We start from the raw sequence: 17,422 nt of genomic DNA, 5'->3' as shown, positions 1-17,422 counted from the left end.
CTGTGCTCCTATTCTCAATTTTCCCTTGCCTTCAACATAGCACTTTCCACAGGAGTTGCAAGGGCAAAATCGATACAAATAATCCAGTTTAATTTTTCTTTTAGTACGTTCTCATCTAAAATATAGCCGCATATCGTTTTGATCATTTTTTCCCGATTTAAGTCTTGGAGTTTTCCCTTATGTCATACTGCACCTTATCCCAGTTTTTACAGCAACAAAGCGGGAATCTCACACCTGAACTTGCACAAGTTATTGAAACGATTGCAAACACTTGCAAGGACATCGATCTGTTGCTGCAAAAAGGTGCTTTAGCGGGTGTATTGGGAAGTGCACAGCATGAAAATATTCAAGGCGAAGAGCAAAAGAAACTGGATGTCATTTCCAATGATTATCTGATTGATGCTTTACAGCAACACCCGAATGTCGGTGGTTTGGCCTCAGAAGAACTGGATGAATTCACCCCTGCACAAGAAAATGGTCAATTTCTGGTCTTGTTCGATCCACTCGATGGTTCAAGTAATATCGACATCAATATGTGTGTCGGTACGATTTTCTCGATTCTTCCTGCGAAAAATGCCGTGACTCAGGCCGAAGACTTTATGCAAGCCGGTGTCAATCAAGTGGCTGCAGGTTATGTACTGTATGGTCCATCGACCATGATGGCATTGACTGTCGGTGCAGGCGTAGTGTTCCTTACCTTTGACCCGGAAATTCAAGAATTCCTGCTAACTTCTGAAGCGATTCAAGTCGCTGCAGATACCAAAGAATATGCGATCAATGCCTCGAATCAACGCCACTGGGAAGCACCAGTACAACGTTATATCGATGAATTATTAGCAGGCAAAACCGGTCCTCGTGAAAAAGATTTCAATATGCGCTGGGTTGCCTGTATGGTGGGCGATATTCACCGTATTCTTTGTCGTAGCGGTATCTTCATGTATCCATACGACTTTAAAGATCCGGCTAAAGCTGGTCGTCTGCGTTTAATGTATGAAGCCAACCCAATGAGTATGCTCATGGAGCAGGCTGGCGGCGCATCCACCACAGGCCGTGTCCGTATTCTGGAGATCGAACCAACCGATCTACATCAACGTGTGCCAGTGATTATCGGTTCTAAAAACGAAGTTGATCTTGTGACCAGCTATCATAACTAATTTTTTATAGCGGTAGCCGATATGGAATCGGCTACCGTGGATTATATCTCCCATGCCAACTTTTTTTCTTGATTCAAAAGACAATCCAAAAATTAAACACTTACGTGGTTTGATTGAACAAAACACCTATCGTAAAAAACAGGGGCAAACTGTGCTGGAAGGCACGCATCTGTCTCTCGCCTGGCTGCATGAAAACCGTAAAATTGATTCGATTTTTACCACTGAACATGCACTTTCCCATCCTGATTTCGAGAAAATTCTCGCAAAATACACAGGGATGGTCTTTGTTTTAAGCGAATCTTTATACAAAGATTTAAGCACCTTAGGAACGTCTTTAGCCTGTTTAGCTGTGGTCACTTTACCGACAGCAAATTATGCACTGGATTTTAAAGCCGACACTTTAATTCTGGAAAATGTACAGGATCCGGGTAATGTTGGTACCCTGCTTCGCTCTGCAGCAGCAGCCGGTATTGAACAGATTGTCTGCACCAAAGGTTCTGCATCACTTTGGTCACCACGAGTATTACGTGCCGGTATGGGCGCACACTTCACGCTGCAAACTTTTGAAAATATTGCACTTGAACAAATTCTTGAGCAATTTCAAATTCCTGTATACGTCACCAGCTCACATCGTGCCGAAAGTCTGTACTCAAAAGATTTAGGTAAACCTTGCGTATGGATCTTGGGCAATGAAGGTCAAGGCGTTTCTGATTATGCAATGCAACACGCAGAAGCTGTCAGTATTCCGCAGCCGGGGGGTCAGGAATCCTTAAATGTTGCGATTGCAGGATCGATCTGTTTCTTTGAAATGGTACGTCAACGTATCTAATTAGGGATTTAGGTTACAGTGTTTTAATTCGGCCCTGCCTGTTTATAAAATAGATTACACTACAAAAATAATAAACTTAATTGTCAACCAAACCATAATTCCCAACGTTATATGATTATGAACTTGGGAATCATGGTGGGTGTCCAATGACAGGATTTTCCATCTCTATGGATTTAGCACCAAAACAGTTGCAATCACACGATGTAAGTATTCTGAAGAGTACGGCTGAAGCACGTCTGAAGAATTTTATGCAAGATGTGACTGGACGCGCCTTGGTGATGATGGAAAGTGCAACTCAAGGTCATCATGGTATTGCCATGGATCTGGTTCAGGAAGCTTTCATTTCCTTACATAAATCCTATGCGGAAAAAAGTACTGAAGAATGGTATCCCCTATTTTATACAATTCTGAACAACAAATTACAGGATTGGCGTCGTAAAGAAGCACGGCGTGGTCAGATGTTTTCATTTTTTAAGAAAGTCAGTCTGGATGATGACGAAATTGAACTTGAGGATATCGTGGACGAAGCTACACCGACGCCTTTGGACTTTCTGGATCAGGCAGTGACAGCTGAAGAAATCCAGGAAGCCATTGCCAAACTACCTGTACGTCAGCAGCAGGCATTTATGCTGAGAGCTTGGGAAGGATTTGATACGCATACCACCGCACAAATTATGGACTGCTCAGAAGGCAGTGTAAAAACTCATTATCACCGTGCTATTCAAGGCTTACGTGCCTCTTTGGCACATTTAAATCCATATCTGGGAGGGTCATCCGAATGAATCAAGATGATTTCTTAAAACAAGTAACTTCCAAACTCGATGGACTGGCACAACAACATAAAGACAAACCTGTTGTCATGCACCATGTTCTTGAAGAAATTCAGGATTCTAAACATTCACGTTTTGCATTTTTAAAAATGTCAGGTTTTGCCTTGGCAGCAGCAATTGCAGGTGTTGCGGTATTACCCAATATTTCTAGCCACAATGAGCCGCAAACCCAAATGGTGTCAGTACCGAAACTGTCCCCACAAATGCTTGAAGATTTAGAAATGCTAATGGTTCTAGGTGAGGACAAAGTTCCACATGGCAGCTAAAAGATTGGCAATTGCTTTTTGTGCATTCAGTTTTCTGCAAACCAGTTTTGCAGGATTTGAACGTTTTTGGATCTTTTCTAAAGATGCGAATACTCAGGTTTCCGATACCTGGGATAGTCTTTCTGATTCCGAACAGTTGGCACTTATTAAACGCTATCAGTCTCTTAAGGAAATTCCAGAACAGCAGAGCGTCAGCTTACAGCAGCGTATGGACTGGTTTACCCAGCTTCCTGAGGTTGAAAAACAAAGAATGCGTGAGACTTGGCAAATGATGAGCAGTCAGGAACGTCGAGAACTTGGCTTACGCATGCAAAATGCCAAACCTGAAGAACGACTTGCCATTCGGGAAGAGTACATTCTCAAATACCAGCAAACGACTCAACCACCCTCTAGCTCGCATTAAGCGACCCATATAAAAAGCCTCTAAATGGATAATGCCAGTCAGTTAAGCAATTGACTGGCATTTTCTTTTTTAAATTCATGATCATATTTGCCAGGTAGAAAAGTCATCCGCAACTGTTGGATGCATGAGGTGTATTGCTCCGCAAGATGCCTTCCTTGTGAAACTCCGCTTCTCATTTGGGCAAAACCAAAGTCACAAATGATAGGACAAATATTTGATTTAAAACCTTAAGACTCCATCGTGAACCACTAAAAAGTTAAAGCGTCTATTTCTAAACTCCTTAACTGATCAGCATTCTTCCAAATGGAGGCTTTTGAATTTTCCAATTAGGTTTTATTTTCTTAGACGGCGATAAACGACCAGCCCAAATAATCCGAATAGTCCCCAAATTCCGAATGAACCACCACCACTTGATGACGTATTGGCATTTTTTACCGTATTTCGTAGCAGGATCGTTGCTGTTTCAGACATTTTTTCATCTGCATCAAAAATCGTATACTGCATGCTGTAATCTGCCTGACTTAAGTTATTTCTCACACTAAATGTCAGCTTTCCACCATAGCAGGTCTCGCGCTGATAAGTATCAGGACAAGGGCCTTGTCGCTCTGCATTAAGAGAAACTCCGGCAGGAATCTTCACAATACGAATTGGAATCTCTTTTCCCTCTTTATCCTGATAAAAAGCCGACTTTCCTGAAGGTAGAGGCCCATCACCATCATCACTATCATTTTCAAGTGGATTCACAATCACTGTCAGATTATTCTCTGGGCTAATCCAATATTCATCACTCTTGGCAATCGGTGCAATATTGTTAAAAGCTGCTTTTAAAATTCCAGCACTGCTGATCCCCGTGGCCTTATCTTTGAGAGTATAGCTACAGAATTCCATATCTGTTGCCTTGGTCATTTTCCCATCGGTACGATACATCATGATCCGGTTGAGATCAGGCTTCCATTCACACTTAAGATTGGGGTCATTCGGATCACCCTTCACACTGGTCGAACTACCCGTACCAATTAACTCACCTACTCCTAAAGACTTAACACTAATATCATAATTTTGTGCATTCAAGACTTTGGTTTGAACCGTATTACCCATCAAGGTTTCCTGAGGCATGGCCAGCACAAAGGGATTGACATAAATTGCACGGTATTGCTGATATTGCTTGGTATATTTAAGTAAATCTTCGTATTCTTTTAACTCTTGCTTTAACCCAGGTATTTCCTCTGCTGCCGTATTCTTATTTGCAATAATGCTTTTGATGTCAGTTATATTGTCCTGATAAAAATTATTCAAATCGACCAAGCTGCTATTTTTCAGATCTGTGATATCTGCTGCGGTCAGACGTCGGATTTCGATTGAACCGATTTCACAGCTATTTTTTGCATCTGGATTTAAGGTAAGAGTAGATCCCGCCACCCGATCAATGCCACGTTGATCCTGTTCAGCACAGCCACTTACCCCCACATCTACCAAATCTGTAACTGTTCCATTATCACGTGGGTAATACATGCCTAGAAAACGGTTATCAATTGCAGGCTCAATATAAGCTGTTAATAAGTTGTTTATCGTGCTGTCAGAAACATCAAGATTGTTTGAAGTTTCATCCGCATCTAACTCTGGCAATACACAACGTGATAGTCCAGTGGTTTGTATGGCATTTTTAACAGTAGTAAATACGACGCTTTGCTCCTTAGTCGGATTCCCCTGATTTAAGGCATATTCACAAGATAAGCCCTGATTAAATGCTAAAACATTAAAATAGAAATATTTAGAACCTGTTTTGTCATAAAATAAAGTAGATTGAGCTGCATTCTCAACAATAGTATTACTTAAGGCAGTTAAACTGGAAAAGGCACTGAGAGGGCGATTAGCTTGATTGGTCATACGCAAAATATGTCCTGTCTGACTCGCAGTATTTTTGGCAATGGTAGAATTATTCAACTCTACGGTTGCATAACCACAAAAATCAAGAATGCTGGCCGTATTTTCTGACCCATTTTTAACAATACTACTAGAAATAACTTTTACATTGGTTTGAGTCGTCCCTAAATTCCCCTGGCAATCCATAGCCAGCACACTACCATATGAACTTGCCTTATTTTGGTGAAGCAGCGAATCCTGGATGATCACACTCCTTTCGGTATTCATCGCCACCGTATAAATAGCCCCCCCTTCTGCATCTGCACGGGAATTTACTATTTCACTGCTATTAATGCTTAAGGGGCCCGCCACATAAAAGGTACCGCCATTGCCCTTATCCTGTGTATTTTTTGCCGCATAACCATCTTTTAAGATGAGATGATAGACTTCCAGACTGGATTGACTGGCCATACTGTTAAAGAGACGGGTTTTTCCCTGACCTGAAATCGTGGTTTTTAAAGCATCACGGGTTGGGTATAAATTCGTAATCGGACTACGACTGGTATAACTAAAGGGCGTTTTTCCATAAATTTTGAGCGCGGACTCAATGACAAGTTCGCTGTCTAATTTGTATTCACCCGCTTCAAGCTGAATCACGTCTGGGGCTGAACCATCTAGCCGAAGCGTACGGCCGACGTTACATCCGCCATAGGATTTATCTAGTTTTGCAGTTTTAATCGCTTCTCGCAAAGAGCAGGCATTACTATTCTCTCCGTCTTCATCCACCAAAGTGGTGACATAGATGGTTTTATCTTCTTCGGCTGCCATCAAACTCATGGCAGATAAAATCATGGCCGCAAGCAGTCCTTTTTTATAATTTTTCATGATTTTTCCTTAATCTTTTAATTCACGGCGCAAACCCATTAACCCAATTAAAATCAGTAGCCCACCAAAGCCCCATGCGCCACCTGAAGTTTTGACTGATTTGTCTTCCATTTCATTTTTTGGCTCCTGCACGATTTGAGTGGTAATGGTCAGATAAGGTTTACTTTTATTAAATCGCGTGGATGTGGTTACCACTTGCAGCTCGAAGATATCTGCCCCATGCCAAGTCGAATCTGGGGTATACACCACATTGCCATGAATATCGATGCGTGTTTTACCTTTGGACTCTGTTTTAGTTTGCACAACTTTCAAACATCCATCTTGCCAAGGCTCACCTGTCGGCTGTTGACCAACTATGACATTGCATTGTTCTTTTGGAATTAAATCACTATCACCCAAAAAGGATTCAATTGAAAATTTGGCAATTTCACCTTTTAACAGGTCTTGTCCAACCAGACTCCCTGAGGTTGGCACAGTGATTTCAATCGCACCACGGTCACAGAACAGATTATCCATTAAACGGTTGATACCACGCTGGTCAGCAGCTTCACATGCCACTGTCGGGGCTGCAAGATTAAGCGCTGTACCTCTATTTACAATAGATGAGTCGCTGACCTGATTATGACTTAATAAAATACGTGGACGCATATAACCAAGAAATTGCCCTTTAGCAACGCTGTATGGACAAAGTATAGCTGTGCTATTTTCACTCAAGGTTTGACAAACACCTTCACTCTTATTTGAAGCTTCGGCTAAGATTTGTGTACCATTCCAGAGCTCATTTGGAGCAACAGCATCCCCTGTACCGCAGGACACAGTCAGCAGATTGTTTTGAATCAGGGTTTTATCGCCGGTTTCAATTTGGCAGTCCTGTGCACCATTTCTTAAAATAATACTATTTGCCACATAAGCCCTGCCAGCCGGGGCATTCATACGTAAAGCAGTATCAGCATTATCAACGATCGTTAGGTTATTTAATCCCATCCCGTCCATGACATTAATGAGTGTCCCCTTATTTTTTAATAGGGTACTACTTAATACTTCGGCACTAATGTTTTGAAGATTCTCTGTGTCAGCAAACTGCCCGGCGCTATAAATATTGGCCGCCGAGTTATTTAAGGTCTGGTTATTTTTAAGGACACTTTGCCTGATAAGGAAAGCTGGCAACTCGCTATATAAAATGCCACCTCGTTGTGCTTTGTTATTTTCAATCAGGCTATTTTTAATTTCAACACGACTGAGAAAGTTCTGACCAAATTGTCCCGTATTATAAATTGCCCCACCCAAATTGGCTGCACCATTAAATAAACGGCTATATTCAACCACCACTTGGCCTTTATTATGAATCAGACCACCTTGTTCAGCACAACTGGCTTTGCCACAACCTTCGAGGTCTAGTTCTTTTAAGTTAAGCTGAACCAGTGTATCTGTGCTGTTAAGGCGAAATAGATTGTCAGTTCCTTGCATTTGAATATGGGCATTATGCAGACCCAGTGTTTTTTCAGTTGTACTGAATTCTTCATCGCTATCAGCTACAGACCGAATGCTTAGAGATTTTTTGATTGCTATATGCTTATTGAGCACATAAGTATTTTTTTCTTTTAAAATAATGGTACTGGATGAATTTTCTCCACCACATCCCATAAAACCTTCTTTGGCTAAGCCCCGGTTAATATATTCAACGGCTTCTCGAAGTGAACATTCCTTGTCATCTTTTTCAATATCTTCTGTCGTGGTTACAATAATATCTGCACTATATGCCTGCCCTGCCATACACAGCAAAGCCATGCCTATGCTCTTCTTGAGCATAACCTTCTCCTTAATTTTTATTTCTTTCTTTTTCTTCTAAAGTTGCAGAATCCTTGCAACTGTGAATTATTTTGCCTTACTGTGGCATAGACTGAGTAATTACTCAAGAATTTTTATGATTTACCGATATTCGTCAATCAAGGCATAAATCTGTCGCAGATTGGCATTGCTGACCTTCAGTTTTTCTCCCTTAAGCAGTTGAATAATTTGCTCTAATCTCTGAAGAAGTACCGAAGTTTGATGTGGCCCATGACTCAGCAAATAGTCAAAAATTTGAGGATCTAAATGAATCCCCCGACGATCCAGTACGGATGAAACCAGCGCATAACGATCAGCATAAAGACTACCACTCGGCACACGGGTACTCACCGCTTGTGTTAAGCGTGACTGTAGATCTGGTAGCTCAAGCTTAAGTTCAATCGGCGCAAAGCGTGAAGAAAATACCAGCTGTCCGCCGCCTTCATTATTATAATTAATCAGATGAAAGACTGCGCGCTGCCAATGCGGCACACCACTAATCGCTTCAATATCATCGAGTGCGACCAGATCAAAACGATCCAGCGAGGTAATCGCCTCGGTCGGCGCATCTAGAAGCTCAAGTAAAGAGACCTGAATCGCAGATTTCCCTACTTCAAGATAAGAGTCACAGATAGCAGACAATAAATGACTTTTTCCTGTACCCGCCCCACCATAGACATAAAAACGGCTGATTAAGCCTGCATGTAATTGACGCACTGCATCAATCACATGCCCCCAACCCGGCCCTGAAAAATCACTGATTCGGGCATCAAGCTGAGGTTCTATATCTAACTGCAATTGACGCATATGATTTTTTGGCCTTATGAGTCTTTACCATGGGGATCATGAATTTTACTTGAGTTCTCCTCTGCTTGCAGCGGTTTTTTCTCTGGCTTTTTCATTTCAATATCAACATCTAAGTCTGCCGTTTCGATATTGATTGAACCGGTAGAGGCATCTTGCATCACAATGGCCCGATCGCCATAAAATGTTGTGTGTTCATAGTACTCGCGTACATGCCGCAGTAGTACCACAATGACGGCTGCCACCGGTAATGCAATCAGCATTCCCAGGAAGCCTGCCAGCTGTGCACCTGCCAATACGGCAAATACTACGGCAACAGGAGAAAGACCAATTTTATCGCCCAGCAAGAATGGTTGCAGAATATAACCTTCAACTGCCTGTCCGACCATAAACACAATGCCGACCAATACCAGTTGCCACCAGTCAATCCCAAATTGCAGTAAGGTCGCAATCACCGCTGCGATAATACCGACTGCAAAGCCCAGATAAGGAATAATACTGGCCAGACCTGCCACCATACCAATAATCAATCCAACCTCAAGACCAATCAGTTGCAAGCCCACCGCATAGACAATTCCCAGCAAGATCATGACCAGAAACTGCCCTTTAACAAAAGCACCCAGCACGCTATGACATTCGCCCACAATTTTTAGTGTACTTTTTTCATAAGGACGTGGAATCAGGCGGCGCAAACTCCCCAGCATACGATCCCAATCCAGCAGGAAATAGAAGGCAATGATGGGAATTAAGACAATCGTACCGCCAATCTGGAGAAAATTAATTCCGGATTGAGCAAGGCGTAACAAGAATGCCTGAATACTGTCTGCGCTATAATTGGTTTGTACATAATTCATGACCACATCAGAAATCTGATTGGTATCAATTTCCATTTCAACGACATTAAAGGTATTGGACAACCATGGTAAAAAGGTCGAATTAATCCATCCAATGATCGCGGGTATATTGTCACGTGCATACATCAACTGTTGCCAGATCAGTGGCACTAAATACCAGATGGCCAAGGTCAGTACAATTCCGATTCCGATAAAAACGATACTAATAGAAAGCCAACGCGGCAGACCCACATCATGCAATTTATCCACCAGCGGGCTAAATAGATAAGCCACTAAAAGTGCTGCAACAAATGGAATTACAACGGGTTTTAATAAGTATAAAGTCCATAACAATAAAGCTATCCCAGCTAGGATAAACACGCGACGCAATGTGCGATCTACCATAAAGTTTCGCCTTTTCTCTATTAATCATTCTAAAAATTAAAATATTTCAATAAAGATAGCATTTTAGATCAGAAATACCATAAGAGTTTTATATATTCAGGTTATAATCGCCACCGCGAATGCGGAGACTTCATTATGAGCAACTCAACTTCTACCCCAAATACTGGTTTAAGCTACAAAGATGCAGGTGTCGACATTGAAGCGGGCGACGCGTTAGTCGATCGTATCAAATCTGTCGCTAAGCGTACCTCACGTCCCGAAGTTATGGGCGGTCTAGGTGGCTTTGGTGCACTTTGTAAAATTCCTAAAGGTTATGAAGAACCTGTTCTCGTATCTGGCACAGATGGTGTGGGTACAAAATTACGTTTAGCATTGAATTTGAACCGTCATGACACAATTGGTCAAGACCTGGTGGCAATGTGTGTTAACGACCTTCTCGTGTGTGGTGCTGAACCACTGTTCTTCCTCGACTATTATGCAACTGGTCATTTGAATGTGGATGTTGCTGCAAATGTTGTCACTGGTATCGGTACTGGTTGTGAGCTTGCTGGCTGTGCACTGGTCGGCGGTGAAACTGCTGAAATGCCAGGCATGTATGAAGGCGAAGATTACGATCTTGCAGGTTTCTGTGTCGGTGTCGTTGAGCAAAGCAAAATTATTGATGGCTCTAAAGTCAAAGCCGGTGACGTTTTAGTTGGTGTTGCTTCTTCAGGTGCGCACTCAAACGGTTACTCACTGCTTCGTAAAATTCTAGACGTGAAAAATGTTGATTTAACTCAAATCGTTGATGGTCGCCCACTTGCAGATGTTGCAATGGAACCAACCCGTATTTATGTCAAATCGATTCTCGAATTGCTTAAACATGTCGATGTACACGCAATGGCGCACATCACCGGTGGCGGTTTGCCAGGTAACTTACCTCGCGTCCTTCCAAATGGTGCTCAAGCGCTTGTGAATGAATCTTCTTGGGAATGGCCTGAGCTATTCAAACTTCTACAACGTGAAGGCGGTGTAGAGCAGTTTGAAATGTATCGTACCTTTAACTGTGGCGTCGGCATGGTGCTTGTGGTTGATGCAAATGAAGCTGACAAAACTGTTGAATTACTCAACGGTCTTGGTGAGAAAGCATGGACAATGGGTCAGATTCAAGACAATGCTGAATCGGTTGCAGGTGCAGACGAAAAAATTCGTGTGATCTTCGCATAATTTCGCATGATTAAAATTGCTGTACTTGTTTCAGGTAGCGGATCAAATCTACAAGCCTTGATTGATGCCAATCTTTCAGGGCAAATTGTCGGCGTGATTTCCAATAAACCTGAAGCCTTTGCTTTAACGCGTGCGCAACAAGCAGGAATTCAAACTGCAGTTATTGAACACAGGCAATATCCAAACCGAGAAGCGTTTGATGATGTGATGCATCAGCAACTGCTGGACTGGGATGCGGATCTGGTGGTACTTGCCGGCTTTATGCGAATTTTAAGTGAAAAATTTGTAAAAGCCTGGGAGGGGAAAATGTTGAACATTCACCCTTCTCTATTGCCTTATTACAAAGGCATGCATACCCATCAGCGTGTACTCAATACCGGTGATGTTCTGCACGGCTGTACGGTGCATTATGTCACGGCTGAACTTGACGCAGGCCAAGCGCTTGCTCAAGGTGTGCTCAAGGTTTCTCACCACGATACGGTAGACAGTTTGGCAATGCGTGTGCATAGCCTTGAACATGTAATCTATCCTCAAGTCGTAGAATGGATTTGCAGCGGTGCGATTCAATACACTGAAGACGGTGTGCTATATCGAAACGAGAAAATGCAAGAACCTGTTCAATTCTGCAAGTTTTAACATCATTTAAATATAAAAAACGCATCCTCGGATGCGTTTTTTATATTCTCTTTTTAATGATTCAAACAGATTGTTGCTGAATCAATTGCTTTACCAAGTCCGCTACCTGATCGGGTTGTTCCAATGGAAACATATGTCCTCCCTCTACCACGGTAAAAGGAATACCAAATTTCTTTTCGACCTGCTGCGGGAACTTGCGGGCCAGAAATGGACCTTGCTCAGCCACGACCAAATGTACCGGAACTTTCGGTTTCGCCTGAGGCAACCACCACAGTGAGGGATTGGTTCTAAACACGGCCACTTCATCCTTTTTAGGGATGGTGAGTTCTACTCCGCCCCGAATCGGATCATCTTGCAAGGCATGCTCAATATAGGCCTGGAAGCAATCGGCATCAAAGTCTTGATAAAAACCTTTAGGACGCAACAACGCTGCTGCCTGTTCACGTGAATCCCAATGATCACGACGGCGCTTGGACAGGCCTGCCGGAGACATTCTGTCCAAAGCTTTTAAGCGCAAAGTTTTCGCAAGATGCAAGGCAAAGGCTTCTTTACCCATAATCATCGGCGGGTCCAGCATGATCATCTGCGAAAACAGTTCGGGACGCTGCAAGGTAGCCTGGAAAGTTAATACTGATCCTAGAGAATGTCCCAAACCAATCACCGGTCGACCTTTTGACTGACGCACAATACTGTCAATCACTTGCCGAGTCAGGCTTTTCCAATGGTTATCCACTGGATAACGTTTATCAGGCCCTAAGAGCGGCACATAGATAATATCGTAATCATCTTGCAGTCCATCAAACAGCTTTTGATAGACTTTCGATGGCACGCCATTGGCGTGCGCGAAATGAATCAATGGTTTCATTGCAATGTCGTACTGTTTTCTGACTGAAGTTTCTGCGCAACTGAAGTGGCAATTCCGTCACCAATCGATGAGCCCATGCGACCCAATACGGACTCAAATGGACTATATTCAATGGTATAATTCAAGGCTCTTTCAGTTTTCAGTTCGCGCTTCAAGGTATTTAAACTTCCGATCCGATCTGCGATTCCTAGTTTCACCGCCTGATCACCGGTCCAGAACAAACCAGAGAAAATCGTAGGATCGGTTGATTTCAGTTTATTACCACGCCCCTGTTTTACCGCATTAATAAAGTGACTATGCACATTATCCAAGACACCTTGTACATGGGCTTTTTGTGCAGGATCGACTGGTTGAGTCATCGACAGCAAGGCTTTATTGTCACCTGAAGTCATGGTGCGATCTTCAACACCAAGCTTTTGCAGCAAATTACTCACGCCATAATTTGGCATAATCACACCAATCGAACCAACTAAACTCGATGGATTGACAATAATCTCATCCGCAGCAGAAGCGATATAATAAGCACCCGAAGCACCGGTATCACCGATCACTGCATAGAGTTTTTTCTCGGGATACTGCTTTTTCAAATACTGAATTTCTTGCCAGATTTCATCGGACTGTACCGGTGAACCACCCGGCGAGTTGACATTCAGCACTACGGCTTTACTTTGTTTATTTTCAAAAGCTTTTTTCAGCGATTTAATCGTATTGCTACTGTTGACACTCTGCTTGTCGGCAGCAATCGTACCAATAATATCGACGACGGCAATATGAGCACCTGCGCCAGCGCTGGCATCTGAGGAAACTGAACTACAGCTCTTGCCGAGTGCCAAAATCACCACAAGCAGATAAGCAAAAGTCAGGAATTTAAATAAAATTCCCCAACGGCGCGCACGGCGCTGCTCTTCAACCGAAGCTAAAACCGCTTTTTCCAGCAATTTCCATTCCAGACCAGTCGGTTGAACTGGCTGTTGCGTATTTTGTATTTGATTTTCAGGTTTTGGTGGCCAATCGGACATAAATAATCCAATAAATTGATTTATATTGAACCCATTATATACACTGAATCGGGTAATTCTGTCTAAACAAAACGTTTTCGCCTATAATAAATTTTGTTCTCTTTTTATTGTACTTAGACGAAATCAATGACCAAACAGGACTCACGGAATTCAGCTTACGGTTTACTCAAATACATTAGCCGCCAACCGCTTCCGGTTTCTCGATGGATGGCCCGTCTTCTGGCTTTTATTGTGAACAGTTTCAAAGTCACCAAAACTTCGGAAATCATTCGCCTCAATCTCGAGATCAGCCTTTCTGAACTGTCCAATGACGAACGTGAGCGTATTAACCGTGCTGCGGTTCGCAATGAATTAATGTCATATTTCGAGTTTTTTACCATTTGGGGCTCAACTAATCAGAAAAATATCAAACGGGTGCATCGCGTCATTGGCGAAGATCTACTGCATGATGCACTGGCACAAAATAAAGGCCTGGTGTTAATCGTGCCACATTTTGGTACCTGGGAAATCATGAATGCCTATGTCGCCCAGTTTACTTCCATGACCATTATGTATAAACCTGTAAAAAATCAGGCAGCGGATCAGTTTGTACGGGCTGCGCGTAGCCGCGAACAGGCACATCTGGTGCCGACCGATGAATCTGGCGTCCGTCAGATTTTTAAGGCCTTAAAACAAGGTGGCACCACCGTGATCTTGCCAGACCATACCCCAAATGTCGGTGGTGAATATATACCGTATTTTGGGGTGCCTTTGGCCACCAGTAATTTAAGTGCCAAGCTGATTCAAAAGACCAAAGCCCGCGCCCTGTTTCTATATGCCCTGCGGAATACCGAAGATGGTTTTGATATCTTCATCGAGGCAGTTGATGAGAAAATTTATAGTGGCAATGCCAATCAGGGTACGCAAGTTATTATCAACAGTATTGAAGATTTAATCCGCCGCCATCCTGAACATTATCACTGGAGCTATAAACGCTTCAATGCGCATCAAGATTTGGGTAATCTTTATACACTGGAGCATGAACAGGCTTTGGCCAAAGTGAACGCCTTGAGAATGCAAGCTCTGCCTAAAGATCAGCCTGCTCTAGAATCAGTAATTTAAAGACTGACGATATAACCATTGCCATTGATGCCGTTCGGCAGAAAGTATCAGTTTGGAACCTTGTTGCTGAAAGTGCAGACTACCCTGCTCTGCCGTATTCAGTAACGGAATATTGAGGGCTTTGAGCCGCTGCTGAGTCAATTGGCTCGGATGGCCATAACGGTTAAATTTCCCTGCCGAAACAATTGCCAGTTTAGGCTGTAAAACTTCTAAAAACTGATAGGCTGAGCTGTGCTGACTGCCATGATGTCCAAGCACCAGCACATCAACTTTAAGCTCAGGATAATCTTGGAGCAGCTGATACTCAGTCTCCCAACCCGCATCGCCCATGAGTAAAAAATTTTGATAAGGCCCGGCATTTTTAACTTGCAGATATACCACACAAGACCGTTCATTTTTATTGAAATGGGCTGTATTTAACTGCTGCTGCCGAGGTGCCAGAATTTTAAACTGAATATCTTCAGACCATTGCCACTGCTGACCTTGATGACAGAACTGAAAACGGGAGGAGTGCGCTATTTCAGGAATCTGATTGGACGATACTTCTTTAATTTTCAATTGATGTTTAATACTGTGATAAGCGCCACTATGATCCTGATCCAGATGGGTTAAAATCAGTTGATCCAGCTTACCCACACCTTGCACAGACAGAAATGGCAGAATCACCTGTCGACCGATACTGAATTTTTCTTCATCATAATAGCCACCCATATCGATCATCATGCTACGCGCTCCATCCCGAAGAAAAATTGCTTGTCCCTGCCCCACATCCAGAATAGAGAGCTGAAATGCATGCTGATTGAGCTGAGGAATACACAGCGGCACACAGGCAAGTGCCGTCCAGCTTTTGGGCAATAGGCCACGCGGTAAAAATACAATCATTAAGGCCAGAATACACAGCGCAATCATCCAGACATTCATCGCCACCGGAATCAGTTGTGGAGCAAACAGCCGATCAAGCAGATCCAGAAATGCCAGCAGCATGTGAATGAAAACATCATTCAATTGAAATACCACACTGGAAAGTGGCTCTGAAATAAAAAACAACAAAGTCGCCAGAATATCTATAGGCACAATCAGCAGCCCAATCCATGGAATCGCGACCAGGTTACTGAATGGGGTAATCCAGGCGATCTGCTTAAAAAACAGCATCATCAAGGGAAATAGTGCCAGAAAGATTTTCCATTGTGATTCCAGCAGCACTTTCAACGCAAAATATAGCCGTTGTAATAAGGTTTGTTCTATCTGACGCGGTTGCTGCTGAATGGTCTGATAGATTCGCAGCAAAACAAAGCAGGCCCCATAAGACAGCCAGAATGCAGCCGACAAAATACTGAAAGGATCAAAGAGCAATAATAAGGCAGCACTCAGAATCAGTAATTTTAAAGCTTGCACACTTTGCCTGAACAACAAGGTAAAGGTCACAATCACGCAGATCAATAAAGTGCGTAGCGCTGGAATTTCAAAGCCCACAAAGGCGCAGTACAGCAAGACACACAGTAAAAAAGGCAGGCTCAAAAAATACTGCCTTGGCCATTTCAGATAAATATGCGGCATAAATCTTGAAATCAGATATTGCAAAGTACCACAGACCATCAAGGCAAAGATCAGAACGTGCGGCCCGGAAATGGCTAATAAATGGCTCATACCAAAACGCTGGAATTGTCGCTCTGTCGCCGGATCTAACAGGCTTTCATCACCGCTTAATAAGGCCAATAACAAACCTTTATGCTGTACGGGTTGCCTGGCTACGAATTCTCTTAATGCCAGTCGCTGCCGCTCTACCCAAAGTAAAATTCGCGGACTTAAATTTTGCTGCTGGCGTAAATATTTGCCATGACCAAGCGCATAAAGTTGTTGCGGTTGTAACTCCTGAATGCTCTTGATTCGGAAACCGGCCATGATATTTTGCTGTAATGCCCACTTTTCAGCGTCAAAAGATCCGGGGGTGGCATAACTATGATGAGGTCGGATTTGGCCTTGAATTAAGTAATATCGTCCAAGTTCAAGGAGGTGCTGCTTTATCTGCGCATTTATCAAACTGGATTGAGTCACGGGTTCTTGGACAGGCAAAAAGCCCATCCATTTAACTGTACTGCCATCAGGACTGAGCACATGCAGAGCTTGCTGGATATTCTGCTCACCAAGCTTATTCAGGTCTTTGATATGCACCACGATCTGTTTTTCGGAGACTTCATGTTCACGCGTCGACAAGCGTTCAGACAGTTGCAGATTGGCATAGCCATGGCCTAGAAATAATCCTAACAACAGGCTTGAACCAGTCATGACCAAATTACGGAATGGTGTGTTGAAAATGTGCTTTAATTTACGGCAACCCAGATACCACAGTAATACCGCGATTAGAACGACCGTGCTGCTCAGTTGAACAGACAGAAAACTTTTCCCCATACAGGCCAGACCTAAAATCCAGCCGATACACAGCCACTGCAACATTGGATCTTATTCTTTATGGTTATTATTTTACCCAATAATAAA

At 43.0% G+C, this 17,422-nt stretch carries 15 protein-coding genes; 8 read left to right on the top strand and 7 right to left on the bottom strand.

From position 1 onward, the window contains the following. Positions 1-179: 179 nt before the first annotated feature. The 5 genes from FTT75_RS01615 (at position 180) to FTT75_RS01595 (ending at position 3,482) form a co-directional block, all read left to right on the top strand. Positions 180-1,154 (top strand): class 1 fructose-bisphosphatase, encoded by a 975-nt coding sequence (locus FTT75_RS01615; RefSeq protein WP_180185825.1) that lies wholly within the window; start codon positions 180-182, stop codon positions 1,152-1,154. 52 nt (positions 1,155-1,206) lie between these two features. Continuing rightward, entirely contained in the window at positions 1,207-1,983 is a 777-nt protein-coding gene (locus FTT75_RS01610; RefSeq protein WP_005097613.1) for an RNA methyltransferase, read from the top strand. Positions 1,984-2,150: 167 nt separating this feature from the next. Then, positions 2,151-2,765 carry an RNA polymerase sigma factor gene (locus FTT75_RS01605; RefSeq protein WP_100329059.1) on the top strand — a complete coding sequence of 205 codons (615 nt, stop codon included), beginning with the start codon at positions 2,151-2,153 and terminating at the stop codon, positions 2,763-2,765. Next, positions 2,762-3,079, top strand: coding sequence for a hypothetical protein (locus FTT75_RS01600; protein ID WP_180185824.1), 318 nt, complete (start codon positions 2,762-2,764; stop codon positions 3,077-3,079). The genes FTT75_RS01605 and FTT75_RS01600 overlap by 4 nt, the downstream gene beginning before the upstream one ends. After that, positions 3,069-3,482 carry a DUF3106 domain-containing protein gene (locus FTT75_RS01595; RefSeq protein ID WP_005097618.1) on the top strand — a complete coding sequence of 138 codons (414 nt, stop codon included), beginning with the start codon at positions 3,069-3,071 and terminating at the stop codon, positions 3,480-3,482. The genes FTT75_RS01600 and FTT75_RS01595 overlap by 11 nt, the downstream gene beginning before the upstream one ends. 333 nt (positions 3,483-3,815) lie before the next feature. On the opposite strand, the gene FTT75_RS01590 is transcribed toward FTT75_RS01595, so the two are convergent. The 4 genes from FTT75_RS01590 to cxpE all read right to left on the bottom strand — a co-directional run bounded on the left by FTT75_RS01590 (position 3,816) and on the right by cxpE (position 10,099). Then, positions 3,816-6,230 (bottom strand): CSLREA domain-containing protein, encoded by a 2,415-nt coding sequence (locus tag FTT75_RS01590; RefSeq protein ID WP_180083026.1) that lies wholly within the window; start codon positions 6,228-6,230, stop codon positions 3,816-3,818. A gap of 9 nt (positions 6,231-6,239) precedes the next feature. Further along, positions 6,240-8,039, bottom strand: a complete 1,800-nt coding sequence (rbtA, locus tag FTT75_RS01585; protein WP_180083027.1) for a rhombotarget A — start codon at positions 8,037-8,039, stop codon at positions 6,240-6,242. Positions 8,040-8,159: 120 nt separating this feature from the next. Next, positions 8,160-8,864 (bottom strand): DnaA regulatory inactivator Hda, encoded by a 705-nt coding sequence (gene hda / locus FTT75_RS01580; RefSeq protein ID WP_005097624.1) that lies wholly within the window; start codon positions 8,862-8,864, stop codon positions 8,160-8,162. Positions 8,865-8,878: 14 nt separating this feature from the next. Beyond that, on the bottom strand, positions 8,879-10,099 hold the full coding sequence (gene cxpE, locus FTT75_RS01575) for a chloramphenicol efflux transporter CxpE (protein WP_074383363.1): 1,221 nt from the start codon (positions 10,097-10,099) through the stop codon (positions 8,879-8,881). 135 nt (positions 10,100-10,234) lie between these two features. Here cxpE and purM point away from each other — a divergent pair, with 135 nt between their 5' ends. Together purM and purN are read left to right on the top strand one after the other, a co-directional pair. Continuing rightward, positions 10,235-11,305 carry a phosphoribosylformylglycinamidine cyclo-ligase gene (gene purM, locus FTT75_RS01570; RefSeq protein ID WP_005097626.1) on the top strand — a complete coding sequence of 357 codons (1,071 nt, stop codon included), beginning with the start codon at positions 10,235-10,237 and terminating at the stop codon, positions 11,303-11,305. Between the two features lie 6 nt (positions 11,306-11,311). Further along, a complete protein-coding gene (purN, locus tag FTT75_RS01565) occupies positions 11,312-11,941 on the top strand; it encodes a phosphoribosylglycinamide formyltransferase (protein WP_074383364.1) in 630 nt (209 codons plus the stop codon). 61 nt (positions 11,942-12,002) lie between these two features. Here purN and FTT75_RS01560 read toward each other — a convergent pair whose 3' ends face one another. Further along, positions 12,003-12,806, bottom strand: a complete 804-nt coding sequence (locus FTT75_RS01560) for an alpha/beta fold hydrolase (RefSeq protein ID WP_179999221.1) — start codon at positions 12,804-12,806, stop codon at positions 12,003-12,005. After that, positions 12,803-13,825, bottom strand: coding sequence for a signal peptide peptidase SppA (gene sppA / locus FTT75_RS01555; RefSeq protein WP_180185823.1), 1,023 nt, complete (start codon positions 13,823-13,825; stop codon positions 12,803-12,805). The genes FTT75_RS01560 and sppA overlap by 4 nt, the downstream gene beginning before the upstream one ends. 126 nt (positions 13,826-13,951) lie before the next feature. Between sppA and FTT75_RS01550 the strand changes: the two genes are divergently transcribed. Next, positions 13,952-14,926: a lysophospholipid acyltransferase family protein gene (locus FTT75_RS01550; protein ID WP_074383365.1), complete on the top strand. Its 975-nt coding sequence runs from the start codon at positions 13,952-13,954 to the stop codon at positions 14,924-14,926. On the opposite strand, the gene FTT75_RS01545 is transcribed toward FTT75_RS01550, so the two are convergent. After that, positions 14,915-17,380: a DNA internalization-related competence protein ComEC/Rec2 gene (locus FTT75_RS01545; RefSeq protein WP_180185822.1), complete on the bottom strand. Its 2,466-nt coding sequence runs from the start codon at positions 17,378-17,380 to the stop codon at positions 14,915-14,917. The genes FTT75_RS01550 and FTT75_RS01545 overlap by 12 nt on opposite strands. Between the last annotated feature and the right edge of the window lie 42 nt (positions 17,381-17,422).

It is taken from the genome of Acinetobacter sp. YH01008 (assembly GCF_013420435.1).
Classification (GTDB): Bacteria; Pseudomonadota; Gammaproteobacteria; order Pseudomonadales; family Moraxellaceae; genus Acinetobacter; species Acinetobacter pseudolwoffii.
Note: the sequence above shows the minus strand (reverse complement) of the source record. Positions and strands in the feature narration are given on the sequence as shown.